At 73.0% G+C, this 23,738-nt stretch carries 22 protein-coding genes; 7 read left to right on the plus strand and 15 right to left on the minus strand.

Going from position 1 to position 23,738, the window contains the following annotated elements; genetic code table 11:
• Positions 1-231: 231 nt before the first annotated feature.
• The 8 genes from ACIPSE_RS11815 to ACIPSE_RS11850 form a co-directional block, all read right to left on the minus strand.
• Positions 232-2,349: a dipeptide ABC transporter ATP-binding protein gene (locus ACIPSE_RS11815; RefSeq protein ID WP_401660784.1), complete on the minus strand. Its 2,118-nt coding sequence runs from the start codon at positions 2,347-2,349 to the stop codon at positions 232-234.
• Positions 2,346-3,218, minus strand: coding sequence for an ABC transporter permease (locus ACIPSE_RS11820; protein WP_401660786.1), 873 nt, complete (start codon positions 3,216-3,218; stop codon positions 2,346-2,348). Before ACIPSE_RS11820 ends, ACIPSE_RS11815 begins: the two co-directional genes overlap by 4 nt.
• Positions 3,215-4,159 carry an ABC transporter permease gene (locus ACIPSE_RS11825; RefSeq protein WP_401660788.1) on the minus strand — a complete coding sequence of 315 codons (945 nt, stop codon included), beginning with the start codon at positions 4,157-4,159 and terminating at the stop codon, positions 3,215-3,217. The genes ACIPSE_RS11820 and ACIPSE_RS11825 overlap by 4 nt, the downstream gene beginning before the upstream one ends.
• A complete protein-coding gene (locus tag ACIPSE_RS11830; RefSeq protein ID WP_401660791.1) occupies positions 4,159-5,793 on the minus strand; it encodes an ABC transporter substrate-binding protein in 1,635 nt (544 codons plus the stop codon). The genes ACIPSE_RS11825 and ACIPSE_RS11830 overlap by 1 nt, the downstream gene beginning before the upstream one ends.
• Before the next feature lie 205 nt (positions 5,794-5,998).
• Positions 5,999-7,027 carry a ketopantoate reductase family protein gene (locus ACIPSE_RS11835; RefSeq protein ID WP_401660793.1) on the minus strand — a complete coding sequence of 343 codons (1,029 nt, stop codon included), beginning with the start codon at positions 7,025-7,027 and terminating at the stop codon, positions 5,999-6,001.
• Entirely contained in the window at positions 7,024-7,848 is an 825-nt protein-coding gene (locus tag ACIPSE_RS11840; protein WP_401660795.1) for an SDR family NAD(P)-dependent oxidoreductase, read from the minus strand. Before ACIPSE_RS11840 ends, ACIPSE_RS11835 begins: the two co-directional genes overlap by 4 nt.
• A complete protein-coding gene (locus ACIPSE_RS11845; RefSeq protein ID WP_401660797.1) occupies positions 7,845-8,768 on the minus strand; it encodes a polysaccharide deacetylase in 924 nt (307 codons plus the stop codon). The genes ACIPSE_RS11840 and ACIPSE_RS11845 overlap by 4 nt, the downstream gene beginning before the upstream one ends.
• Positions 8,765-10,087 carry a M20/M25/M40 family metallo-hydrolase gene (locus ACIPSE_RS11850; RefSeq protein WP_401660799.1) on the minus strand — a complete coding sequence of 441 codons (1,323 nt, stop codon included), beginning with the start codon at positions 10,085-10,087 and terminating at the stop codon, positions 8,765-8,767. The genes ACIPSE_RS11845 and ACIPSE_RS11850 overlap by 4 nt, the downstream gene beginning before the upstream one ends.
• A 134-nt stretch (positions 10,088-10,221) precedes the next feature.
• Here ACIPSE_RS11850 and ACIPSE_RS11855 point away from each other — a divergent pair, with 134 nt between their 5' ends.
• Together ACIPSE_RS11855 and ACIPSE_RS11860 are read left to right on the plus strand one after the other, a co-directional pair.
• Positions 10,222-10,929 carry a GntR family transcriptional regulator gene (locus ACIPSE_RS11855; RefSeq protein ID WP_401660802.1) on the plus strand — a complete coding sequence of 236 codons (708 nt, stop codon included), beginning with the start codon at positions 10,222-10,224 and terminating at the stop codon, positions 10,927-10,929.
• Positions 10,930-11,235: 306 nt separating this feature from the next.
• Positions 11,236-13,527 carry a zinc-dependent metalloprotease gene (locus ACIPSE_RS11860; RefSeq protein ID WP_401660805.1) on the plus strand — a complete coding sequence of 764 codons (2,292 nt, stop codon included), beginning with the start codon at positions 11,236-11,238 and terminating at the stop codon, positions 13,525-13,527.
• Positions 13,528-13,648: 121 nt separating this feature from the next.
• Here the strand turns inward: ACIPSE_RS11860 and ACIPSE_RS11865 are convergent, their stop codons facing one another.
• Complete coding sequence (locus ACIPSE_RS11865; RefSeq protein ID WP_401660808.1) at positions 13,649-14,530, minus strand: LysR substrate-binding domain-containing protein; 882 nt, start codon at positions 14,528-14,530, stop codon at positions 13,649-13,651.
• 78 nt (positions 14,531-14,608) lie between these two features.
• On the opposite strand from ACIPSE_RS11865, the gene ACIPSE_RS11870 reads away from it, so the two are divergent.
• The 3 genes from ACIPSE_RS11870 to ACIPSE_RS11880 are packed head-to-tail and all read left to right on the plus strand — an operon-like array spanning position 14,609 to position 17,126.
• A complete protein-coding gene (locus ACIPSE_RS11870) occupies positions 14,609-15,805 on the plus strand; it encodes a thiolase family protein (RefSeq protein ID WP_401660811.1) in 1,197 nt (398 codons plus the stop codon).
• Positions 15,802-16,497: a 3-oxoacid CoA-transferase subunit A gene (locus ACIPSE_RS11875; protein ID WP_401660813.1), complete on the plus strand. Its 696-nt coding sequence runs from the start codon at positions 15,802-15,804 to the stop codon at positions 16,495-16,497. Before ACIPSE_RS11870 ends, ACIPSE_RS11875 begins: the two co-directional genes overlap by 4 nt.
• Positions 16,497-17,126: a 3-oxoacid CoA-transferase subunit B gene (locus ACIPSE_RS11880; protein WP_401660816.1), complete on the plus strand. Its 630-nt coding sequence runs from the start codon at positions 16,497-16,499 to the stop codon at positions 17,124-17,126. Before ACIPSE_RS11875 ends, ACIPSE_RS11880 begins: the two co-directional genes overlap by 1 nt.
• A 98-nt stretch (positions 17,127-17,224) precedes the next feature.
• Here the strand turns inward: ACIPSE_RS11880 and ACIPSE_RS11885 are convergent, their stop codons facing one another.
• Positions 17,225-17,644, minus strand: a complete 420-nt coding sequence (locus tag ACIPSE_RS11885; RefSeq protein WP_401660819.1) for a winged helix-turn-helix transcriptional regulator — start codon at positions 17,642-17,644, stop codon at positions 17,225-17,227.
• Positions 17,645-17,731: 87 nt separating this feature from the next.
• Between ACIPSE_RS11885 and ACIPSE_RS11890 the strand changes: the two genes are divergently transcribed.
• Complete coding sequence (locus ACIPSE_RS11890; RefSeq protein ID WP_401660822.1) at positions 17,732-18,541, plus strand: NAD(P)H-binding protein; 810 nt, start codon at positions 17,732-17,734, stop codon at positions 18,539-18,541.
• 100 nt (positions 18,542-18,641) lie between these two features.
• Here ACIPSE_RS11890 and ACIPSE_RS11895 read toward each other — a convergent pair whose 3' ends face one another.
• From ACIPSE_RS11895 to ACIPSE_RS11915, 5 genes are all read right to left on the minus strand, one after another.
• Positions 18,642-18,899, minus strand: a complete 258-nt coding sequence (locus tag ACIPSE_RS11895; protein ID WP_401660824.1) for a helix-turn-helix transcriptional regulator — start codon at positions 18,897-18,899, stop codon at positions 18,642-18,644.
• A gap of 79 nt (positions 18,900-18,978) precedes the next feature.
• Positions 18,979-19,701, minus strand: coding sequence for a GntR family transcriptional regulator (locus tag ACIPSE_RS11900; RefSeq protein ID WP_401660827.1), 723 nt, complete (start codon positions 19,699-19,701; stop codon positions 18,979-18,981).
• Between the two features lie 73 nt (positions 19,702-19,774).
• On the minus strand, positions 19,775-20,302 hold the full coding sequence (locus tag ACIPSE_RS11905) for a carboxymuconolactone decarboxylase family protein (protein ID WP_401660830.1): 528 nt from the start codon (positions 20,300-20,302) through the stop codon (positions 19,775-19,777).
• A 59-nt stretch (positions 20,303-20,361) separates the two neighbouring features.
• On the minus strand, positions 20,362-21,291 hold the full coding sequence (locus tag ACIPSE_RS11910; RefSeq protein ID WP_401660833.1) for an amidohydrolase family protein: 930 nt from the start codon (positions 21,289-21,291) through the stop codon (positions 20,362-20,364).
• Positions 21,284-22,108: an SDR family NAD(P)-dependent oxidoreductase gene (locus ACIPSE_RS11915; RefSeq protein ID WP_401660835.1), complete on the minus strand. Its 825-nt coding sequence runs from the start codon at positions 22,106-22,108 to the stop codon at positions 21,284-21,286. Before ACIPSE_RS11915 ends, ACIPSE_RS11910 begins: the two co-directional genes overlap by 8 nt.
• Positions 22,109-22,332: 224 nt before the next feature.
• On the opposite strand from ACIPSE_RS11915, the gene ACIPSE_RS11920 reads away from it, so the two are divergent.
• Positions 22,333-23,691 carry a hypothetical protein gene (locus ACIPSE_RS11920; RefSeq protein WP_401660838.1) on the plus strand — a complete coding sequence of 453 codons (1,359 nt, stop codon included), beginning with the start codon at positions 22,333-22,335 and terminating at the stop codon, positions 23,689-23,691.
• The last annotated feature ends 47 nt before the right edge of the window (positions 23,692-23,738 follow it).

The raw sequence follows: 23,738 nt of genomic DNA on the forward strand, positions 1-23,738 counted from the left end.
CAATGGCGGCGGAGTGTGCCGCACCGTCAGATCTGACTCGATCAATTACTTTCGGCCTTGATCTATCGCTGTGGCTGGTTTGTGGTGCAAAGTGTGCGGACGGGCGCCGATCCAATCCCCCAGGTGAAGGCCCCTGTTGGGCCCTGCCGTCCGCTCGATGGCAGGGCCCGCCGCCCCTCCCGGACTCCCCACGGGAGGGTCGGCCGCTGTCCGGACGCCCGCGGCGCGGTGTCAGCGCCCTGGTACCGCCGCCAGAAGGTCGACGGTGTAGGCCTGGCCCGGGTTGTCGAAGACGTCGGCCGTGGCGCCGAGTTCCACGATCCGTCCGGAGCGCATCACCGCCACCCGGTCGGCGATGTCCCGCACCACGGCCAGGTCGTGCGAGATGAACAGGTAACTCAGACCCAGATCGGTCTGGAGCTCGGACAGCAGGTCGAGGACCTGGGCCTGGGTCGTGACGTCCAGCGCGGACACCGCTTCGTCGCAGACCACCAGGTCGGGTTCGAGGGCCAGGGCGCGGGCGATGGCGACGCGCTGGCGCTGGCCGCCGGAGAGTTCCGCGGGACGCCGTCCGGCCAGCGACCGGGACAGGCCCACCCGTTCCAGCAGCGCGCCGATCCGGCCCGGGTCCCGGCGGAGACCGAACGCGCGCAGCGGCTCGGCGACGATGCTCTCCACGCTCAGCCGGGGGCTCAGCGCGTTGTACGGGTTCTGCTGGACGAGCTGGAAACGCCGCCGCAGCCGCCTCAGTTCGCGGGCCCGCACGGAGTGCAGAGGCACGCTGTCGAAGTGCACGGCGCCGCTGGTCGGCCGCTCCAGCGCCATCACGGTGCGGGCGGTGGTCGACTTGCCCGAACCCGACTCGCCGACGAGGGCCAGGGTCTCGCCGCGCTCCAGGGTGAAGCTGACCTCGTCCACCGCGCGGAACCGGAACCTGCCGCCGTCCGGACGGCGGGCGGCGAACTCCTTGACCAGATTCTCCACGCGCACCAGCGGCGGTCGCAGCGCCGCCGCGGCCCCGGCATCGGGTCCCGCGTCGGCCCCCGGCGCAGCGGCGGTACGGGCGCGGCCGGACCCCTTCGCACGGCCCCGCCCGGGAATGCTGCGGACCAGCAGCCGCGTGTAGTCGTCCTCCGGTTCGTGCAGGACCTTGTCCGGCGGGCCCTGTTCGACCACCCGCCCTCGGGACAGGACGACGATGTGCTGGGCCCGCTCGGCGGCTACCGCGAGATCGTGCGTCACCAGCAGCAGCGCGGTGCCGGTCGCGGAGCGCAACCGGTCCAGGTGGTCGAGGATCTGCCGTTGCACCGTCACGTCCAGCGCGCTCGTCGGCTCGTCCGCGATGATCAGCCGGGGCTCGCAGGCCCACGCGATACCGACCAGCACCCGCTGCCGCATGCCTCCGGACAGTTCGTGCGGGTACTGCCGGGCCCGCCGGACCGGATCGTCGAGCCCCGCCTGCTCCAGGATCGCCACGGCCCGCCGGGCGGCCTCCGCCCGCTCGCACAGCCCGTGCACCAGCAGCGCCTCGGCCACCTGGGGGCCGATCCGCTGGGTGGGGTCCAGGGAGACGCCCGGGTCCTGCGGGACGAACCCGATGTCCCGGCCCCGCAGGGCCCGCAGTCGCGGCTTTGGCAGCCCCAGCAGGTCGCCGGTGCCGTCGAACTCGACCGTGCCGGAGGTCACTTGAGCGGTCGGCGGCAGCAGGCCCAGCGCGGCGAGCGCGGTGGTGCTCTTGCCGGAGCCCGACTCGCCGACCAGCGCGACGACTTGACCGCTCGGCACGTCGAACGACACGTCGTGGACGACCGGTGCACGGCCCGCGTAGGCGACGGAGAGGCCGCGCACCGACAGGGCGGGCGGCGCGGGCGCGGGCGTCGGCACCGGTACGACGCGCGGCACCGGCTCGCTCGCGAGGCCGGGCTCGGCCGTCTTGCCTGTACCGGTCGTAGAGCCTGTACCGGTCGTGTGCCCCGGCTCGGTCGTGTGCCCTGGCTCGATCGTGGGGCCCGGATCGGGTACGGCGCTCGGCACCGGCTCGGTCGCGCGGCCAGGCTCCGTTGCGAGTCCAGGGTCGGCCGTGGAACCCGGCTCGGCCGAGGGGCCCGGCTCGGCCGTGGGGCCCGGCTCGGCCGTGGGGCCCGGCTCGGCCGTGGGGCCCGGCTCGGCCGTGGGGCCCGGCTCGGCCGTGGGGCCCGGCTCGGCCGTGGGACCTGGAGCGGTCGTGGAGCCTGTACCGGACGTGGGACCTGTACCGGACGTGGGACCTGTGCCCGTCGTGTGGCCCGTACCGGCCGTGGGGCCCGGACGGGTCACGGAGCCCGTGCCGGCATCGGTGGGGGAGGTCATGGGCTCCTCCGGGAGCGGGAGACGCGGTTGACGGACAGGACGATCGCCACGACGACGAGGCCGGGCACGGTGGTGAGCCACCACGCGCTCTCCAGGAAGTCGCGGCCACCGGAGATGAGCGAGCCCCACTCCGGCTGCGGCGGCGGTTCGCCGTAGCCGAGGAAGCTCAGGCCGGCGATGGCGAGCAGCGAGGTGCCGAACTCCACGGTCGCCAACACCACTGCGGGCCGGTAGGAGTTGGGCACGACGTGGCGGACGACGACGGTCCACCGGGGCACGCCCGCGGCCCGTGCCGCCTCCACGAACCCGGCCTCCCGCACCTTGAGGACCTCGCTGCGCACGGTTCGGGCGAACCCGGCCACACCCGCGACCCCGACCGCGACCGCCACCTTCACCGAGCCCTGGCCGAGGACCGTGATGATCGCCATGGACAGCAGCAGGCTCGGGACGGCGAGCAGCACGTCGCAGACCCGCATCACGCACTCGTCCACCAGCCCGCCGAAGTATCCGGCGATCAGCCCCAGCAGCGAGCCGACCACCACGGTCAGCGCGACCGCGAGGAACACCCCGCTCAGCGACAGCCAGGCGCCGTGCACGACCCGCGCGTACAGGTCGCGGCCCAACTGGTCGGTGCCGAACGGGTGGTGCAAGGACGGTCCGAGCAGCTTGTCCGCGGGATCGCCGAGCAGGGGATCCCGCGAGGTGAACAGATCCGGGACCAGCGCCCACGACAGGACGAGGGCCAGGACGAGCCACGACACGATCAGACCGGTCGCGGGCAGTCGGCGCCGGGCGGCCTGCCCGGGCCGCGGTTCATCGGCGGGCTCCGGCGCGGGCGACCGCACAGGAGCGGCGGCGGGGGCGCTCACGCGATCACCGCCGAGAGCCGGATCCGCGGGTCGACGACGCCGTACAGGAGGTCGACCGACAGGCTGATCAGGACGAACACGCTCGCCGCGAGCAGCACCACCCCCTGGACGACCGGCACGTCCCGGGCCGAGACCGCGGCCTCCGCGGTCTGGCCGAGGCCCGGCCGGGAGAACACGGTCTCGGTGAGCACCGCGCCGCCCAGCAGCTGCGCCGTCCACACACCGACCGTGGTCAGCGTCGGCAGGGACGCGTTGCGCAGCACGTGCCTGGCGAACAGACGCCTCGTTCCGACCCCCTTGGCGCGCAGCACCTGGACGAACGGTTCGGCGAGGGTGGTGGCGATGCCGTCGGAGAGCACCTTGGCGGTGGCCGCGGCGAGCGGCAGCGCCAGGGTGACGGCGGGCAGCACGAGCGTCGGTACGCCCTGGTCCCCGAAGGCGGGGAACAGTCCCCAGCGGAAGGAGAACAGCTGGAGCAGCATCAGGCCGACCCAGAACGTGGGCATGGCGATCCCGACCGCGGGCAGCGCCTCCAGCAGGCCGCGGAGCCCGGCGCTGCGGGTGGTCCGGGTCCAGACCGCGAGCGCGGCTCCCAGCACCACCCCGAGGACCAGACCGGTCACCGCGAGTTCCAGCGTCGGCGGCAGGGCCGCGCCGAGCAGGTCGCCGACCGGCGTCCGCTGCTGGAAGGACGTGCCCAGGTCGAGATGGAGCAGCCGCCACAACTGGTCGCCGTACTGCACGATCAGCGGCCGGTCGGTGCCGAACTCCGCACGCAGCGCCTGGATTTGATCGGCGGGCGTGTTCTGCAGCGCCTCGGGGCCCAGCATCATCTCCACCGGGTCGCCGGGCAGCAGGTACATGAGGAGGAAGGTTCCGGTGAACGCCGCCCACAGCACCACGAGTGCCGTGGCGGCGCGCCGGAGGAGGTAGCGGGTCATCAGGAGGTCCGGCCCGCGTCGTGGAGGAGGATGCGGGACGCCGCGTCGAAGGTGATGCCGGTGATCTTCGAGGAGACTCCGACGACCTGGGTGAGCTGGCTGAAGGGGAAGGCGTACCCCTCGTCGACGAGGATCTGCTGGGCCTCGGCGGCCAGCTTGTTGCGCTCGGCGGTGTCGGTGGTGGCGAGCTGCGCGGCCAGCACCTTCTCCAGACGCGCCTCCTGCGGCTCGTCGCCGGTGAACCAGGCCAGGTTGCCGGCCGACTTGGAGAACGCGGCGCGCAGGATGTCCGGGTCCGGGCGGCTGACGGAGGTGGAGCGCAGGTCGTAGTCGCCCTTGGCGGAGGCGGTGGCGTACTCGGCGGCGGTCACCTGCTTCAGCTTCAGGTCGATCCCGACGGCGCGCAGTTGCTGCTGGACCGCCTCGATGACGTTGGCCTGGTAGAAGTAGAGCAGGCTGATCGACAGCTTCTTGCCGTCCTTCTCGCGGATGCCGTCCGACCCCTTCTTCCAGCCGGCCGCGTCGAGCAGGGACTCCGCCTTGTCCGGATCGGCCTTCAGGGACGCGGACACGTCGCTGTAGCCGGGCGTCGTGTCCCCCAGGATGCTGCTGGCCACGCCGTAGGACGGGGACAGCACGGTGTCGGTGATCTGCTGCCGGTCGACGGCGAGTTGGACGGCCCTGCGGACGTCGGCGTCCTGGAGGATCTTCGAGCTCTTCAGGTTGGGGGCCGCGCCGATGACGACGCCGGGGTTGACCCGGGACAGCAGCGTGTACCCGGCGCTCTTCAGCGGGGACTCGTCCTGGGACTGGATGGTGGTGGCGACGTCGACCTGGCCCGACTTGAGGCTGCCGGAACGCACGCTCGGCTCGGTGACCACGTTGTAGGTGACCTGGTCGAGATAGGCGTCGCCCGAGTGCTTGGCCAGCGCGGACGCCCACTTGTAGCCGCTGCGCTTGACGAGCTTGGTGCTCGAGTCCTTCGTGTACGACGAGAACTTGAAGGGACCCGACCCGATCAGGCCCTTGCCGGTGCAGCGGTCGGCGAGCGACGCCTTGAGGCCCGCCTCGGAGAGCAGACCCAGGGTCGGGGTCGAAGCGGCCATCAGGAACTGTGCGTTGGGCTGGTCGAAGGAGACGGTCAGGTTCTGCGCGTCCTCGACCTCCGTGCCGGTGTACCCCAGCAGGTACTGGCTGCCGTAGGGCGACTTGGCGCCGGCGGCCACGATCGAGTCGAAGTTCGCCTTCACGGCCTCGGCGTCCACGGGGGTGCCGTCGGAGAACGTGATGCCCGAACGCAGGTGGAAGGTGAAGGACTTGGCGTCGGCGGACGCCTTCCACGTGTCGGCCAGCCAGCTGACGAACTTCCCCGACTCGGGATCCTGCGCGATGAGCGAGTCGACCACCTGCCGGTTGATCACGGCGCTTGCGATCAGCGTGGACTGCTGGGGGTCGAGGCAGACCGGATCGGAGTCGATGGCGATCTTCAGACTGCCCCCGGCCTGGGGAGAGGCCGAGGCACCGGAACCGGAGGTGCCCCCGCCGGTGCCGCAGGCGCTGAGGACGGCGGCGAGGGAGAGCGCGAGGCCGGGAACGGCGGCTCTGCGCAGGACATGGGTGCGTGGCGTCCGCATGACGGCGGGATCCTTACGTCGGAGGTGGCTACGGTGAGAAAGCGATGTGTGGGGGTGAGGAAGCGGCGTGTGCGGCGGGCGACTGGAGCGGCGGGCACCAGCCGTGGGGCGCCGCCCCTGCGCGTACGGCGAGGGACGGACGCGGAGGATGGAGCGGCAGAGCATCAGCCCTGGCCCGTCGCCCCCCGCGCGGACCGCCCGGAGGTCAGCCGACGGCTGCCGCCGCGCGCAGGTCGTCGAGGTTCGTGGCCGCGAACTCGCGCTCGCCCGCCTCGATCTCGGTGAGCAGGCGGCCGAGAGCGCGGCCCAGCGGGATGGCCACCCGGTGGTGTTCGGCGAGCGCGGCGTAACCGTCGTCGCGGCTCGGCCGTTCGATGGGGCGGCGGCGGACCGCGAGGTCGCGGAAGACACCACTGCGGTCCTTGGGCTGTCCGGCCAGCCAGGTGACCAGCCGGTCGAGCGCGGCGGTGCGGGCCCGGTCCGAGGCGGCGGCGGAGAACGCGTACGGTTCGTACGCGTCGAAGGCCTCCAACGAGATGCCCTCGGCGACGGCGACCGCGGTGCTCTCCGCCGCTGCTGCCGCGGCCAGGTCGCGGTGGGCGTCGACGATCTCCGCGATCGGCGCGTCGACCAGGGTGGCGACGCCCAGGATCGAGGCGAAGCCGCGCTTGGCCCAGCGGAAACCGGGGAGATTGGCCGTGGCGGTGACCGGGCCGTAGGCACGCAGGTCCGCCGCCAGGTCCAGGACCCGTAGGTCGGGGGTGCCGCCGTCGGGCAGGCCGACGGCGAGGGCGCCCGCTCCGCCGTCGCGGATCACCCCGGGTTCGAGGTAGTCGGCGAAGATGTTGACGAAGATCCCCAGCGTGCGGTCGGCGCCCACCGCGTCGGCGATGACGGGTTCGTTGCGGCCGTTCTGCGCGGACACCACGAAGCCGTCGCCGGTGAGGCGTTCGGCGATCCACCGAGCCGCCCGTGCCGTGGCCTGGGATTTGACGGCGAGCAGCACCGGGCCGGACAGCGGGGGCAGTTCGGGGTCGTCGGTGGTGTGGGCGGCGGCGACCCGGACCGTGTCGTCGGAGCCGTCGGGCCGCCGGATGGTGAGCCCGGTCCGGCGGACGGCGGCTATGTGGTCGGCGTCGGTGTCGACCAGCGTGACCTGGTGGCCGTCGCGGGTGAGGGCGTGGCCGAGGGTCGCGCCGATCGCGCCGGCGCCGACGACGGTGTAGGTGGTCATGAGCGGGCCTCCGGGGTGCCGAGCTGCCAGGGGGTGGGGTGGGGCCAGTGGTGGGGGAGTGCGGTGGTGCCCGCCGAACCGCCCCCGTCCACCGGCAGGTTGGCGCCGGTGATCCAGGCGGCGTCCGGGCCGAGGAGGAAGCGGACGGCCGGGGCGATGTGGGAGGCCTCGGCGCGGCCCGGTAGCAGCGACCGGCCGACTGCCTCGGCGTAGCCGGGGGTGACCGGGTTGACGGCGCTGTCGACGCCGACGAATCCGGGGGAGACGGCGTTGACGCGGATGCCGTACGGGCCGAGTTCCACGGCGCTCGCCTTGGTCGCCATCACCAGGGCGGCCTTGGAGGTGGAGTAGTGCGCGGCGCCCGGGCGGGCCCGCAGGGCGGCGCCCGAGGCGATGTTGACGACGGCCGGGGTGCGCCGGGCCGGGCGGGCGTGGTGGGCCAGACGCTGTGCGGTCAGGACCGCGGCCCGGACGTTGACGTGCTGCACCCGGTCCCAGAGTTCGGCGGTGAGGTCTTCGAAGGGGATCGCCGGATAGATGCCGGCTGCGTTCACCAGCCCGTCGACCGGTGCCTGCGACCAGGCCTCGTCGACCAGATCGGTGGCGAATCCGGCGTCCGCGAGGTCGCCGACGACGGCCCGCACCGGCACGTGATGCCGGGCGTGGATCGCGTCCAGGACCGCGGTGAGGGCGTCGGCCCGGAGATCGACGCCGGTGACGTGCCAGCCGTGGGCGGCGAGGTCGTCGGCGATGGCGGCGCCGATACCGGAGGCGGCTCCGGTGACGACGGCATGCGGACTCAGGGGAGTCTGCGGACTCATCCGAGGCCTCCTTCGGTGCGGACGTGGCGGGCGATCTGCTCGTGCGTGGCGAACCAGACGGGGCCCGAGGCGGTGATGTGGCGCAGGAGTTCGGCCAGCAGCCAGATCCGGGAGCGGTGCCCGGAGATCGACGGGTGCAGGGTCAGCTGGAACAGGCCGCCGTCGCGCAGCGCGCCGTCGAACTCGTCCTGCCAGACCCGCAGCACCTCGCGCGGCGGGGTGTACGGGCGCAGTCCGGCGTAGCGGACCATCGCGAAGTAGGGGGCGTCGTCGCGGATCCACTCCACGGGGAGTTCGACCACGCCGGTGGGCTCGCCGTCCTCCAGCAGCTCGTACGGCTCGTCGGCGGCCATCAGAGAGGAGTCGTACAGGAAGCCGAGTTCGCGGACGACGCTCAGGGTGTCCGGGGAGAAGTCCCAGGACGGGGTGCGGATGCCGACCGGGCGGCGCCCGGACAGCCGCTCCAGGGTGTCGAGGCTGCGCAGGGTCAGGTCGCGCTCGTCGGCGCGGGAGAGCAGGGTGTTGCGCTCGTGGATCCAGCCGTGCACCCCCACCTCGTGACCGGCCGCCGCGTAGTCGGCGATCTCGCCGGGGTGCAGCAGGGCGGAGACCGCGGGCACGAAGAACGAGGCGGGTACGCCGTGTTCGTCGAGGAGACGCAGGATGCGGGGCACGGCGACCCGTGCGCCGTACTCGCCCGCCGCCAGCACACCGGGTGTGGTGTGACCGTCGCGCAGGGCGGGTGTCTCGTGGTCGCTGTCGAAGGAGATCGCGACGGCGACCCGGGCGCCGCCGGGCCAGGAGGCCGGGGTGAGGTCGCGGCCCGCGCGGACCCGTCCGACCAGGTCGCGCCAGACCCGTTCGGGCCACTGCCAGGGTTCGCCCCCGGGCACCTCCGAAGGGCGCTGTTCACTGGTCATCGGGTGTCTCCAAGGAAGGATTCGACGACGTCCTGCAACGCGTCGGTGGTCAGGCGGAGGCTTTCGACGTCGACGTGTTCGTCGTCGCCGTGGAAGAGACGGCGGTAGCGGCCGACGTCCCACGCGGAGGTGTAGAGGCCGAACCCGTAGGCGGTGCCGCCCCGTTCGCGGACGAAGCGGGCGTCGGTGCCGCCCGCGGTCAGTGACGGCAGCAGTCGGCGGTCGGGGAAACAGCGGCCCACCGCGCCGGCCACCGCGTCCTGGAGCCGGCTCGCGCCGGACTGCGAGGCGGTGCGCGCGCCGAGCCGTTCGACGGTGATGAACTCCTTCAACTCGCCCAGTGCGGCGTGCAGTTCGGCGTCCGCCTCGGACTCGTCCTGGCCGGGCAGGGCGCGGATGTCCACGTCCACCACGGCGGTTCCGGGGATCACGTTGAGCTTGCCGCCCGCGCGGACCACGGTGGGGGTGAGGGTCAGGTGGGTCAGCGCGTGACCGAAGCGGGCCGCCTCGCCCAGGTGGTGGAGGTGGTCGTCGAGGGTGGCCGGGTCCAGGAGTCCGGCGGTGGCGGCGGGCGGCAGGTCCTGCGCGCGGACGTACGCCTCCCAGCGTTCGTCGGGGCGGGCCGCCGGGCGGTGCCGGGCGACGCGGACCGCCGCCTCGGCGGCGATCAGTGCCGCGTTCCGCGCACCCCAGGGCATCGAGGCGTGCCCGGAACGGCCGCGCACGTGCAGCCTGCGGGGGAAGGAGCCCTTCTCGCCGACCGTGAAGGTCACCGCACCCGACCCGACGTGCGCGCCCGCGCTCTCGGTCAACGCGTAGTCCCAGGGAAGGAGTTCGGGCCGGTTGCGGGCGATCCAGCCGGCGCCGAACCGGCTGCCCGCCTCCTCGTCCGCCACGGCCGCGAACACCAGGTCACCCGCGAGGGGCTCGGAGCGGCGGGCCACGGTCGCCGTCACGACCGCCATGGCGGAGGTCAGGTTGAGCATGTCGATGGCGCCGCGGCCCCACACGACACCGTCGCGCACCGCCCCGGAGAACGGGTCCTGCGACCAGGTGCGCGGATCGGCGGGGACGACGTCGGTGTGACCCAGCAGGGTCAGGGCCGGCGCCTCGCGATCGTGGCCCGGCACCCGGAAGACGACGCTCACCCGGCCCGGGTGCGGCTCGACCACCTCGACCTCCGCCCGGGTGCCGGAGAGGTGGTCGAGGAGGACCCCGGCGTTGCGCTGCTCGCCGCCGGAGTCCGGAGTGCCGTCGTTCACACAGGCGTTCCGGATCATCGCCGACAGCAGGTCGACCGTGTCGTCTACGGGGTTCATGGATCGATCATCCGCAGCGAATTCATGTGTATTCAAGTGGATACGCATGTCAAACATGTGAACTCGTTCGCGGCCGGGCGTGCTTCAATGAGCGCACCGACCGCCGAGGACGACCCGTAAGGATGGACGCCCCCGTGAGCCCAGCAGCACGGCACCCCGTCGAGGAACCGGCCCCGGACGCCTCGGAGGCCCAGGCCGGGCCCAAGGTCTCCGCCGACTCCGGCCTCGGCATGTATCGCCAGGTGCGCCAGGACCTCATCGACGGCACCATCGACCCCGGTTCACTGCTGCTGGAGACCGCGCTGGGCAGCCGCTACGGCGTCTCCCGCACCCCCGTCCGCGAGGCACTCAACCGCCTTGAGCAGGACGGACTGGTCGAACGTGTCCCGCGCGGCTACCGCGTCCCGGTCATCACCGCCGAAGACATCCTCGAACTGTACGAAGCGCGCATCGCGTTGGAGGCGACGGCGGCCTCGGCGGCGGCGCTGCGCCGCACCGACCTCGACCTGGCCCGCATCACCCACCATCACGAACGCCTGATGGAGGCCACCGGCACCGAGGAGGCCGCGGACGCCAGCGCCGCGTTCCACAAGGCGGTCTGGCACGCCGGCCACAACGCCATCGTCTTCGGGCTGCTCGACCGCCTGATCACGCAGATGCGCCTCTTCGACCGCGCCCCGACCGTCGAGCCCGCCAAGCGTGAACTCACCCACGAGGAACACGCGCGCCTGATCGACGCGATCCGCGACCACGACGCCGACGCCGCCCGCCGGGAGGTCGTCGCCCATCTCGGCCGCAACCGCGACGTACGCCTCGCCGCCCTCGCCAGGACCCTGCCCTGAGCCGCCCCGGCCCGCGACGCGCCGTCCTCCGCCCCGCGCGATGTCGTACGACCCGTCCCTGAGCGCGGATCGTTCTTGAGCGACCCGCCCCTGACGCAGGGCGTCGACGCCTCGTCACTTACGCGCTCCCGTAACCGAGTTGCGTGCACGGCCGTCATCGCCGCCGTGCGCGCCCGCCGGGTACTCGCGTGTACTCGACTGGATACACACGCGGCGCGGACCCCGCCCGCACGCCACCTCACGTGCTGCCCCGGAAGTCACCCAACTGCCCGAGCCCGTCCGCACCCGAGACGAAAGGTGCCCGCCATGCTCGACCTCCCGCACGACCCCGAGGGAGCCCGACTCCTCATCGGCATACGCCACTTCGACACCCCGTTCCTGCTCCTCGCCGCGCTCGGCACCGGCCTCGGCACCAGCAGTCTGCTGCCCGACCGCGCCCGCCCCGGCAAGGTCCGCGTCGCCTCCTTCCGGCGGGCCGGCCCGCACGTCCTGCTCGTCCAGCACAACAAGCACCACCTCGCCCACGGCGACGGCGCCGCCTGCCGGGCCGGCGAGGAGTCCTTCGCCGTGTCCGTGCTGTGGAGCGCGCCCGTGCTGCGCGAGGAGGACGGCGCGGTCGTCGTGGACGCGGGCACCCTCGCCGTCGCCGACCACCAGGACCTGGTCACCCACCTCGCCGGGACCGGCCAGGGCACCCACACCCTCGACCCTCACCGCAGCCTGCCGCTGCCCGAGCGGAGCCATGTCCGTGACGGCCGCGTCCGGCTGACCGCGCTGCTCACCCTCAGCGGGCCCGGCACCGGCACCGCCCTGCGCGAAGTGGTCCCGGACCCGCGCGCCGTCAGCCTCGTCCAGCATCTGCACCTGCTGCCGCTGCCCGACCCCGCCCTCCCGGCCCGCCGCTACCACCCGGGCTCCGGCGCGTACGCGATCGGCCACGCCGACCACGCCCGCCTCACCGGCGGCGACTCACCCACCGTGCGGCTCCAGCCGAGATTCCGCCTCGAACCGCTCTCGCCGCAGGCCACGCCCACCACCGTGCGCCGCCCGATCGTCTTCCTGGTCGACCCCGCCCTCCCCGAGCCGCTGCGCACGGCCGTCGTCGAGGGCGGCAACTGGTGGCGGGCGGGCTTCGAGAGCGCCGGATTCACCGACGCCTTCCGGGTCGAGGTCGCGGACGAGGACACCGACCTCCACGACCCGGGCGTCAACGCCGTGTGGTGGGTTCACCGCGCCGGACGTGGCTGGTCGATGGGCGCGGGCCTCACCGATCCGCGTACCGGAGAGATCGTCTTCGGACGCGTCAGGCTCGGCTCCCAGCGGGTGGAGCAGGTGCGGGCCCTGGGCGAAGCCCTGCTGACCCCCTACGGCCGCCCCGACGAGACCGAACGAGTTGCCGCGGTCGAGGAGTTGGTCCTGGCCCGCATCCGTCAGCTGGCCGCGCACGAGATCGGCCACGCCCTCGGGTTCATGCACAACTACGCCAGCACCCACCACTCCAAGCCCTCCGTGATGGACTACCCGCACGCCCGGATCGGCCTCGGACCGGACGGCGCCATCGACCTCCGTGACGCCTACGCCGAAGGACTCGGCCCCTGGGACCACTTCCTCGTCGCCCACGCCTACGGCCGCTTCCCCGACCGGGACGAGGAGACGGCCCTTGCCGAACTCCGGCGCCAGGCAGCCGAGTCGGGTCTGCTGTACGCCACCGACGAGGACGGGCACGGCCCGCACGCCGCGCACGCCGACGCCGTCCCCTGGGTCACCGGACCCGACGCCCTCGACGCCCTGGACCGCATCCTGCGAGTACGGCGGGCCGCCCTGGACGCCTTCACCGCCGGAGCCGTGCCACCGGACCGGCAGAGCGGCGAACTGGAGGAAAGGGCAGCCCTGTTGCATCTGCTGCACCGCCACGAGACGCAGGCGGTGGCCCGGCTCGTCGGCGGAGTCCGCTACCGCTACACGTGGGCGGGCGACCCCGACGTGGGAACCCGCCCGGTCGCGGCAGCCGACCAGCACCAGGCACTCGCCCGTCTCGCCACCCTGCTGAGAGCCGAGGAACTGGCCCTTCCCCGAGCCGTGCTGGACGTCCTGACCCCACCGGCGATCCGCTACGGACGCAGCGACCAGCACCTCGCCACCCGAGCCGGACGGCTCTTCGACCCCCTCGCCGCGGTCGCGGCGGCGGTGTCGGTGGTCGCCGAGCCCCTCCTGGAACCCACCCGCCTGAACCGGCTGGCCTGGCAGCACGCCGTCGACCCCGACGTCCCCGGTGTGGCCGACGTCCTGACCGCCCTCCTCGCCGCCACCTGGCTGCGGGACGACCCCGTCACCCCGGGCACCCCCGGCGGAGACACGGTGACGGTCACCGCCGGGCGGACGCTGCTGGACCATCTGTTCGCCGTCCTCACGGACGGGACCGCGCACGCCGGCGTCGACGCCGAGATCCGGCACGCCCTGCGCTCCCTGGCCGGTGTCCTCGGCGATGGCGACCCGCAGCGCAGGGAGGCCGCCGAGACCATCCGCCTCCGGCTCGCCGAACCGCTCCCGCAGGCAGCGGACCTGCTGCCGTCGTTGCCCCCAGGAGCTCCCAACTGAGCTGCCCGGAAAGGCGATCCCCTTCCCCGGCGGGCCCGGAACGGAGTTCTCCTTCCCCCGTGGGCCCGGAACCCGAGCGGCGCCCCGCCCGCAAGAGGGAACGGCCGCCCTCGATGCGTCGCTAGAACATCCCCCTGATGACGTCGACCGCCCGGTTCAGGTGCGGTTCGTCGCGGTCGGAGCGGTGGGCGACGGCGAGGGCGACCGTGGCCGCCGGGCGGACCAGCGGCCGGTAGGCGACGCCGTCAAGGGCCAGCGCGGTCACCGGCTCGGGGACGACCGCGGCGCCCAGCCCGCCGGCCACGAGGGTGATGAGCGTGGAGGTCTCGCCGACCTCGTGCCGGATGCGCGGGTCGACGCCGGCGTCCCGGAGCAGCCCGAGGACCACGTCGTACATCACCGAGCGCCGGTCGGCGGAGTGGACGATGAGATCGGTGGACCCCAGGTCCGCCACCCGGACCTGCTTGCGCCGCACCAGCGGATGGTCGCCGGGCAGCGCGACCACCAGTCTGTCGTCGCGCAGCGGTGTGACCGTGAGCGAGAGGTCGGCGACAGGCGGGCGGAGCAGCGCGATGTCGATCGCGCCGGTCCGTACCGCCTCGACCTGGTCGGGGGCGAGCATCTCGCCGCGGAACGCGAAATCCACGCCGGGCAGTTCGGCCGCGAGACGGCGGGACAGCGCCGGCAGCAGGCTGTAGGTCGCCGAGCCCACGCAGCCGATCGCGAGGTGCCCGACCGCGCCGGCCTCGACCCGGCGGGCCTCGTGGGCGGCTTCGTCCAGGTCGGAGAGGATCGCGCGTGCGCGGGCCAGGTAGGCGCGGCCCGCCTCGGTGAGGTCGACGCGGCGCGTGGTGCGGTGCAGCAGCTCGACGCCGAGTTCGGCCTCCAGCTGGCGGATCGCCTGGGAGAGCGGCGACTGGGCCATGTGCAGCCGGTCGGCCGCGCGGCCGAAGTGGCGTTCCTCGGCGACGGTGACGAAGTACGTGAGGTGGCGCAGGTTCACCATTGAGACCCTCAGCAGCTCAATCGGTCCCGATATTCGTCCTTCACCGTATCAAGGGGCATGCCTACCGTGGTCGGCATGACAGCTTTCGTCTATGCGACCGCCCGCACACTGTTCGGGCGCTTCAACGGTGCCCTGGCGGACGTCCGGCCCGACGACCTGGCGGCGGCCTCGATCAGCGGGCTGCTCGCCAAGGCCCCCGCTCTCGACCCGGCCTCCGTCGGCGAGATCGTGTGGGGCAGCGCCAACCAGGCGGGCGAGGACAACCGGAACGCGGGCCGGATGGCCGCCTTGCTGGCGGGCCTCCCGGTCTCCGTGCCGGCCACCACCGTCAACCGGCTGTGCGGCTCGTCGCTCGACGCCGCGATCATCGGCTCCCGGACCGTCGAGGTGGGCGACGCGGACGTCGTCCTGGTCGGTGGCGCGGAGTCGATGACCCGGGCGCCGTGGGTGCTGCCCAAGCCCGACCGCGCCTTCCCCGCCGGTCATGTCACCGCCGTCTCGACCACGCTGGGCTGGCGGCTGGTGAACCCCCGGATGCCCGAGGAGTGGACGGTGTCGCTGGGCGAGTGCAACGAGCAGCTGCGGGACCGGTTCGGCATCTCGCGCGAGCGCCAGGACGAGTTCGCCGTCCGCTCGCACCGGCTGGCCGCCGAGGCCTGGGACGCCGGGTTCTACGACGATCTGGTCGTCCCCGTCGAGGGCGCCGATCTCGCCCGTGACGAGGGCATCCGGCCGGGCTCCACGACGGAGAGACTGGCCGCGCTGAAGCCGTCGTTCCGCAAGGACGGCACGATCACCGCGGGCAACGCGTCACCGCTCAGCGACGGCGCCTCCGCCGTCCTCCTCGGCTCCGAGGCCGCGGCGGACGTCATCGGGCTGGCCCCGCTGGCCAGGATCGCGGGGCGCGGCGCCGCCGCTCTGGAGCCCCAGGCGTTCGGGTTCGCCCCGGTCGAGGCCGCGGACCGCGCGCTCGCCCGGGCCGGTGTCACCTGGGACCAGGTCGGCGCGGTGGAACTGAACGAGGCGTTCGCCGTGCAGTCCCTGGCCTGCGTGGACGCCTGGGGCATCGACCCCGGGATCGTCAACGTCAAGGGCGGCGCCATCGCCGTCGGCCACCCGCTCGGCGCCTCCGGCGGCCGGATCCTCGGCACGCTCGCCAAGGTCCTCTCCGAGCGCGGGGAGCGCTACGGCGTCGCGGCGATCTGCATCGGTGTCGGGCAGGCCCTGGCCGTGGTGCTGGAGAACGTCACGACCCCGGCGGTGGCCGCATGAGCCAGGCCCGGATCCTGGAGAGCGTCGACGAGGCGGTGGCCGGTGTCGAGGACGGCAGCACCGTCCTGGTCGGCGGCTTCGGCCTGGCCGGTATGCCCTTCGACCTCGTCGACGGGCTGATCCGGCAGGGCGCGAAGGACCTGACGATCGTCAGCAACAACGCCGGCAACGGCGAGGTGGGCCTGGCGGCGCTGCTCAAGGCGGGACGGGTGCGGAAGGTGGTCTGCTCCTTCCCCCGGCAGGCCGACTCCTACGTCTTCGACGAGCTCTACCGCGCCGGCCGGATCGCCCTGGAGGTCGTCCCGCAGGGCACCCTCGCGGAGCGGTTGCGGGCCGCCGGTGCGGGCATCGGCGCGTTCTACTGCCCGACGGCGGTGGGCACCCCCCTGGCCGAGGGCAAGGAGGTGCGCACCATCGACGGGCGCGACCACGTGCTGGAGTACCCGATCAAGGGTGACGTCGCCCTCGTCGGCGCCCACCGCGCCGACACGATGGGCAACCTCGTGTACCGCAGGACCGCCCGCAACTTCGGTCCGGTCATGGCCACCGCCGCCGCCCTCACGGTCGTCCAGGTCGCGGAGGTCGTACCGGTCGGCGCGCTCGACCCCGAGGCGGTCGTCACGCCGGGCATCTACGTGGACCGGGTCGTGCCGGTCCTGCCGCGCCAGTACCTGTCCCAAGGAGCCCGCTGATGGCACTCACCCCCGACGAGCTCGCCGCGGCGGTCGCCCGTGACATCCCGGCCGGTTCCTTCGTCAATCTCGGCATCGGTCACCCGACGAAGGTCGCCGACCATCTGCCGGCGGACTCCGGCATCGTCCTGCACACCGAGAACGGCATGCTCCACATGGGCCGGGCCGCCGTCGGCGACGAGATCGACCCGGACCTCACCAACGCGGGCAAGGTACCGGTGACGGAACTGCCGGGCGCGTCGTACTTCCACCACGCCGACTCCTTCGCGATGATGCGCGGCGGCCACCTCGACGTCTGCGTGCTCGGCGCCTACCAGGTCTCCTTCGGCGGGGACCTGGCCAACTGGCACACCGGCCGCCCCGACGACATCCCGGCCGTCGGCGGCGCCATGGACCTGGCCATCGGCGCGAAGGACGTCTACGTGATGATGACGCTGTTCGCGAAGGACGGATCTCCCAAACTCGTGCCGGCCTGCACCTACCCGCTCACCGGGCGGGCCTGCGTGAGCCGGGTCTACACCGATCACGCGGTCTTCGACCTCACCTCAGGCACCGTGAAGATCCTGGAGGCCTACGGCACCACGCCCGAGGACCTCTCGGCCCGACTCGGCCTGGACCGGGCCGCCTGAGACCCGGCCCGAACGGCGGACCACCTGCCGACAGGGGGTTCGCCCGTCCAGGCCGCGCGCAGCAGCCCTACTGAGCCCGGCTCCGGAGCCGCTGCCCCTCACCGGATGTCGTGGTCGGGGTGGGTCCGGTCGTAGGCGTGCCGTGCCTCGGCGATGACAGCGCGGTGGGCGAGCGACCAGTCGGCGAGCGCCTTGACCAGGTGGGTCAGTCCGGCTCCGGTCCCGGTGAGGCGGTAGTCCACCTGCGCCGGGACGGTCGGGTACACGGTGCGCAGCACCAGGCCGTCGCGCTCCAGCCTGCGGACCGTGAGGGTCAGCATGCGCTGGGAGATGCCCTCGACGGCGCGCTGCAGCTCCCGGAACCGCCGTGGCCCGCCCGCCAGTTCGACGATCACGAGCACCGACCACTTGTCGCCGATGCGGTCCAGGACATCGCGGATGCCGCAGTCGGGATGGTCCTCGCGACCACAGGGGTCGAGGTCGGCGGGGGTGGTTACGCCGGTGTGCGTGGCTGACATCGAAGTGCCTTCTTGTGGCCGGTGGACGGGCGATCGAGGATCAATCGTAGTTACCGATGAGAACCACGACGGAAGACTGTGATGGACATGATCTTGGTGACGGGAGCGAACGGGCACCTCGGCGGGGCCACCCTCGCAGCCCTGCGCGCGGGCGGCGCCTCCGCGACGGGCGGCAGCCGCACACCCGGCGAGGGGACACGGCACCTCGACTTCGACGATCTCGCGAGCCTCGACCTCACCGGGGTGACGACCCTGGTCCTGGTGTCGGCCGGGTACGCCGAGGACGACCAGGTCGTCGCCCGGCACGAGGCGGTCCTGGACGCCGCCGTCCGTGACGGCGTGAGCCATGTCGTGTACACGAGCCTGACCACCGCCGGCGACCACCTCGGTTTCGCGCCCGCGCACCGCGCCACCGAGCGCCTGGTGCGGACGAGCGGCCTGCGGTGGACGATCCTGCGCAACGGCCTCTACGCCGAACTCTTCGGCGGACTGCTGACGTGGACCGGCGACGGTGTGGAGTCCCCCTTCGGGGAGGGCGCTCTGGCGGCCGTCGCGCGGAAGGACCTCGCCGACGCCACGGCGATCGTCGCGGCGGACCCGGCGCGCCACACCGCGAAGGTCTACGACCTCGTCGGCACGCCGATCACGGCGGGGCAGGTGGCCGACGCACTGGGCGTTCCGCACCGCACCCTCGGCCTGGACGAGTACCGGCGCCGGCTCCTCGACGAGACGCCAGGACTCCTGCCCTTCCAGCCGCCCATGCTCGCCTCCATCGCCACGGGCGTCCGGCACGGCTTCCTGGACGGCACGAGCCCCGACCTCGCGGACCTCCTCGGCCGCCCGCCCCGCGACCCGCTGCCCGCAGCCGCCGCGGCAGCGTCGGCCGCGCGGCCGTAGGCGAGCCTTCGGCGGCGTGGGTACCGGAGGCGAATCGGGCCCGGCGCCTGACGCGGCGTCATACCTTCTGCCGCACACACCTTCGTGCGGGTGAAGCGGCTCAGCGGAAGCTGTCGGCGCCCCGACCGGACGGGTCACAGTGGACACGCCCCGCGTGGGCCGGTCCGTCCGGCACCGGGGTGTCCGGCGCCCGGTCCGGCAGGGGCGCACCGATGCGTGAGAAGGCGGGCGCATCCATGACGCGCGGGCAGTTGGCGTTGCGGCGTCTGCCGGTCTCCAGGCCGCGGATCGTGGTGACCGAAACCCCGGAACGCTCGGCGAGGGCTTCCTGCGTCAGCCCCGCACGGCCGTGCCGCACGTAACGGCAACCGCCTGATCCCCGCAGCGAAGCGATGTCCCACAGGAACCTTCCTACGGCGGGCTGGGGAACGGCGCCGTCAGGGGAGGGTCGCGAGGATCGCGGCGAGCGCGGCGTCCGTCGCGCGGGCGAGAAGCATCGACGCCAGCTCGCCGTCGCGGTCCACGATCGCGTCGTGGATGCGGACCTGGTCGCGGAACGAGGCCTGGAGCCGCTCGCTGTCGCCCAGGGCCGCGTGCCGCAGCACCAGCGTCCGCAGGGCGAGGGAGTCCAGGATCTCGGCGAGCGGTTCGTTCCCGGCGATCTCCAGGAACCGGCTCTGCATGTCGACGTGGCTCCAGAAGTACGCGTCGACGTCGTCCCGTTCGACATGGGTCCGCATTCTGTCCAGCCGGGCTCTCAGGTCCGCCATGTCGTCGGCGGTCACCCGGTCCGCGACGAGCCGGCCCACCAGGCCGAGGAGATGGCGGCGCACGAAGTAGATCTGCCGGACCCGCTCGGCGGAGAACGACGCGACGCGGGGCCGCCTGCGCGCCCGCATCTCGACCAGGCCCTCGGACTCCAGGAGCATGAGCGCCTCGCGCACGGGGGTACGGCTGCTGCGGAACCGGCCCGCGAGGTCGACGGAGTTGAGATCCTGTCCCGGCTTCAGCCGGCCGACGACGATGCCCTCGGCGATCCACACGGCGATCTGCGCCACCGCGGGCTCGCGACGCTCCTCCAGCTTCAGCAGGCGCACGATCTCGTCGCTGCGGCTCGGTAGCGCGGCGGCGGCGCTCTCGGACGCGGCACTCCGGGTCATCTCGCTCCTGTCCTGTGCGGGTGTGCGCGCAGTGTCTCGCATGCCCGCCGGTGACCGCACGGGGCCGGTCCGGTCAGGGTGTCTCCTCGGGCTCCTCGACCCCCAGAGCCACCGCGAGCCGGGAGACCATGTTGTAGGCGGCGACCACGGCGACCAGCTCGACCACCTGGGCCGGCGCGAACGAGCGGCGCACCCGCTCGAACAGGTCGTCGGGTACCTGGATGTCCCGGGTCATGGTGTCGGTCAGCCGGAGTACGAGCCGCTGCCGCTCGTCGAAATCTCCCTCCGCCCCCGGCTCGTCGGTGCGCAGTGCGGTGAGCTGCGCGGACGACAGGCCCGCGGCTTCGGCGTCGTCGAGGTGCGCATCCCATTCGTAGGGCGCGTTGTTGAGGACCGCGATGCGCAGGACGACGAGCTCGCGCAGGTCGGGCGGCAGGTCCGTGCCCCGCCGGATCGTGCCCAGCAGTGAGTTCCAGCCGTCGGCGAGCCGGGGGGCGTGCAGGAGGACGCAGTCGATGGGGCGCAGGCGCCCGCCCGGCCGTCTGGCACGTATCCGGGCCGCCACCTCACCGTCGCCCACCGCGTCCGGGATTCGTGCCACGGTACTCACCTCCGTAAGTCGCCATGATCGCTTTAGTGTCGACATGTGTGGTGCGGGGGTTACCGATCAGAAGCCACCGACCGGGCGGGGAAGTCGAAGAGATCGGCCGGGTTGTCGACCAGGAGCCGCCGCAGCAGGACCGGGTCCGGGGCGATGTCGGCGAGCAGGTCGACCAGCAGCCCGTCGTCCGGCGCCTCGCCCCCGATGTTCACGTGCGGATAGTCCGTTCCCCACACCACCCGCTCGGGCGCCTGCGCCACCAGGGAGGCGGCCAGCGCCACACTGTCCGCGTACGGCGGCCCCTGGAGGGAGATCCGGTCCACTCCGCTCACCTTCACCCAGACGTCACCGGTCTCCAGCAGGGCGCGCAGCGCACGCACGGCCGGGCCGTCCGTTCCCGCGCGCAGGTCGACACGGGCCATGTGGTCGATGACCACGCGGCCCGGCAGACCTCGGATGAGCGACGCGTACTCGGCGACCTCGTCCCCGGTGACATGGAGCTCGGCCGCCCACCCCAGTCCGTCGACACGCTCCAGGACGGAGTCGATCTCCGACCTGGTCGGCGTGGTGCGCAGGTGGGGGAGGAAGTTCAGCCGGAACCCGCGCACCCCGGCCCGGTGCAGGGCCTCGACATCGGTCCGGGTGGTCGTGTCGCCGATCAGCGCGACACCGCGGGTGCGCCCCTGACCGGCGGCCAGGGCGTCGAGCAGGGCGCTGTGGTCGAAGCCGTTGCAGGAGGACTGCACGACCACCGCCCGGGACAGGCCGAGATGGGCGTGGAGCGCGGTGACTTGCTCCTTCGGCGCGTCGACAGGGGTGAAGGTGCGCTGCGCCGCATAGGGGAAGACCTCGGCCGGACCGAGGACGTGCAGGTGCGCGTCGCAACTGCCGGGCGGCAGCGCCAGGCGGGGTCTGCGGGGCGCCGGATGCGGGGGCGGGCAGCCCGGGGACGGCGGGGCGGGAGCCCGGCCGAGCGCGGGTTCAGTCACAGCGGACCGTCATTCCGCCGTCGACGACGATCTCCGTGCCGGTGACGAAACGGGCCTCGTCGGACGCCAGGAAGAGCGCCGCGTACGCGGTGTCCCGGCCGTCGCCCATGAAGCCGAGCGGAATGCGGGACTGCCGCTGGGCGAGGAGCTTGTCCACGTCGCCGTCGGCCCGCTGGTGGGCCAGCCGCGCCTCGACCATCGGGGTGTGCAGCTGCCCGGGGACGACGGTGTTGACCCGGATGTTGTCGGGCGCGTACTGGACGGCCGTCACCCGGGAGAGCTGGACGACCCCGGCCTTCGCCGCCGCGTATCCCACCTGCGCGGCACCGGTCCAGCGCAGCCCGGACGCGGAGGCCGTGTTGACGATCGAGCCGCCGCCACCGCGCCGCATGATCGGCACGACCTCCTTGCAGGACAGGAAGGCGCTGGTGAGATTGGTCCTGAGCTGGCTCTCCCAGTCCTCCAGGGAGAGTTCGGCGGCTCCGCCGGCCCGGGAGCCGCCCACGTTGTTGACCAGGATGTCGATCCGGCCGGCCTCCCGCTCGGTCCGCTCGAAGTACGCGCGGACCCCGTCGGGATCGGTCACGTCCAGCAGCCCGGTGCGGACGTCGCCGCCCTCGTCACGGATCTGCCGCGCCGTGACCTCCAGCGCGTCCTTGTCGAGGTCGGTCAGATACACGGTGGCGCCTTCGCGGGCGAAGATCACGGCGCTGGCGCGGCCGTTCCCCCAGCCGGGACCGACGCTCCCGGCGCCGCTGATGACCGCGATCCGCCCCGCCAGTCGGCCTGGGCGCGCGGAAGGCACGTGGTGGGTCACGGTGAGTCTCCTGTGTTCGGGTGCTGCTGGGCCGCCGCAGCGGGGACCGCACAGCGAAGTTTCAATTAGTGTCGACAGAAAGTACAGGGCATCAAGGAAAGTTGCCGAGCAGGGCGAGAATTTGGCGCAGTAGTGTCGACAGGAGCTGATCGAGATGGTTCTCTGAACGAGAACCAGCGCATCGCCCCAGCGCAACTGCCCCAGCGAGCCCGCCAGGAGAGCCCGTGGAGAAGCCGGCCGTGTTCAGCGCCGAGGAGATCGCCCGGTTCCGCGCCGAGCTGAGTGCCGGACGGGCGCCGGGAGCCTATGAACCGGGCCGTTGGTCGGTGAGCCCGCTCAACCGCCGACCGGAGGTGCGCGGCCCGCTGCCCGACTCGGTGCGGCTGCGCGACGCCACCCTGCGCTCCGTCGAGACCCTGCCGGGCGTCCTCGCCTCCGAGCAGGCCAAGGAGGCCTATCTGCGCCGCCTCCTCGGAGCGGGGGTGCGGGAGGTGGTGGCCGGTGGCCTGGCCGGCCGTGACGACAAGGCACTGCGCACCGAGGTCGAGGTCGTCAAGGGCGAACGCCCCGACTGCCGGCTGGTGCTGCCGCTGCTGCGCACCACCGCCGACATCGACCGGGCCGCCGACGCGGGCTACGACGCGGTGCAGATCTGGGTCCAGGGGCTCGCCGAGGCGTCCCTCCTCTACAACCCGGCCGTCTACCAGCAGGCCTGGCGCGGCGAGGACTGGCGTGCCGGGCACCGTGTGCGCGGCCGGAGCGACGTCCTGGCCCGGGCGGTGACCCTGATCGAGCACGCCCGGAGCCGGGGGCTGGACGTGATCGTGCCGCTGCTGATGGTCTCCTACCTCACCGACGAGGTCCTGGAGGAGTCGGTGAGCGTGCTCACCGCGGCCGGAGCCGGAGAACTGACCCTTTTCGACGGCCCCGGCGCCATGAGCCCCGAGGCCTACGCCCACCTCGTCACCCGCACCAAGGAGCTTGCCCCCGGCGTCCAGGTCGGCCTGCACCCGCACAACACCTTCGGCCTGGCCGTGGCCTGTGCCGTGGCCGCGGTACGGGCGGGCGCGGACGTCGTCGAACTGTCCGTGAACGGCTACTGCGGCGGCCCCGGCAACGCCGACCTGGCCGCGACCGCCATGGCCTTCGAGACCTTGTACGGGGTGCGCACCGGCATCACCACCACCCGCCTGACCGATCTGGCCCGCGCCGGGGAGGAACTCACCGGCTACCGCGTCGCCTGGAACCACCCCGTGACCGGCACCAGCGCCTTCTGCTGGGGCGGACTGGACATCATCACCCAGGAGACCGAGGTGGACCCCCTGCTGCACAACTGCCTGGAACCCACTCTGGTCGGCAATGCCCGTGTCGTTCCGTTCACCCCCGACAGCGGCCCCTACACGCTCGCCGACAAGCTGGCCGAGGCCGGCGCCGACCTCACCACCGGCCAGATCGACGCGGTCCTCGCCCGGGCCCGCGCCCTCATGACCCGAGAGGGCCGCCTGCTCACCGACGGCGACCTCACCGCCCTGGCCCGGGAAGTGACCGGACCGGCCGCGGGGGAGGGGGAGCGGAAGCCCTGACCGCACCCGCACCGCGGACACCTGCGCACCCGGGCGCGGCGCCTGAG

The sequence above is a fragment of the Streptomyces sp. NPDC090106 genome (assembly GCF_044747265.1).
Lineage (GTDB): Bacteria > Actinomycetota > Actinomycetes > Streptomycetales > Streptomycetaceae > Streptomyces.

Excerpts from the sequence above, each read along its gene's own strand:
- ACIPSE_RS11815 (WP_401660784.1), bottom strand. The coding sequence starts at position 2,349 with ATGACCTCCCCCACCGATGCCGGCACGGGCTCCGTGACCCGTCCGGGC.
- ACIPSE_RS11885 (WP_401660819.1), bottom strand. The coding sequence starts at position 17,644 with ATGTCAGCCACGCACACCGGCGTAACCACCCCCGCCGACCTCGACCCC.
- ACIPSE_RS11825 (WP_401660788.1), bottom strand. The coding sequence starts at position 4,159 with ATGACCCGCTACCTCCTCCGGCGCGCCGCCACGGCACTCGTGGTGCTG.
- ACIPSE_RS11860 (WP_401660805.1), top strand. The coding sequence starts at position 11,236 with ATGCTCGACCTCCCGCACGACCCCGAGGGAGCCCGACTCCTCATCGGC.
- ACIPSE_RS11890 (WP_401660822.1), top strand. The coding sequence starts at position 17,732 with ATGATCTTGGTGACGGGAGCGAACGGGCACCTCGGCGGGGCCACCCTC.
- ACIPSE_RS11875 (WP_401660813.1), top strand. The coding sequence starts at position 15,802 with ATGAGCCAGGCCCGGATCCTGGAGAGCGTCGACGAGGCGGTGGCCGGT.
- ACIPSE_RS11835 (WP_401660793.1), bottom strand. The coding sequence starts at position 7,027 with ATGACCACCTACACCGTCGTCGGCGCCGGCGCGATCGGCGCGACCCTC.
- ACIPSE_RS11845 (WP_401660797.1), bottom strand. The coding sequence starts at position 8,768 with ATGACCAGTGAACAGCGCCCTTCGGAGGTGCCCGGGGGCGAACCCTGG.
- ACIPSE_RS11900 (WP_401660827.1), bottom strand. The coding sequence starts at position 19,701 with ATGACCCGGAGTGCCGCGTCCGAGAGCGCCGCCGCCGCGCTACCGAGC.
- ACIPSE_RS11840 (WP_401660795.1), bottom strand. The coding sequence starts at position 7,848 with ATGAGTCCGCAGACTCCCCTGAGTCCGCATGCCGTCGTCACCGGAGCC.
- ACIPSE_RS11830 (WP_401660791.1), bottom strand. The coding sequence starts at position 5,793 with ATGCGGACGCCACGCACCCATGTCCTGCGCAGAGCCGCCGTTCCCGGC.
- ACIPSE_RS11850 (WP_401660799.1), bottom strand. The coding sequence starts at position 10,087 with ATGAACCCCGTAGACGACACGGTCGACCTGCTGTCGGCGATGATCCGG.
- ACIPSE_RS11880 (WP_401660816.1), top strand. The coding sequence starts at position 16,497 with ATGGCACTCACCCCCGACGAGCTCGCCGCGGCGGTCGCCCGTGACATC.
- ACIPSE_RS11870 (WP_401660811.1), top strand. The coding sequence starts at position 14,609 with ATGACAGCTTTCGTCTATGCGACCGCCCGCACACTGTTCGGGCGCTTC.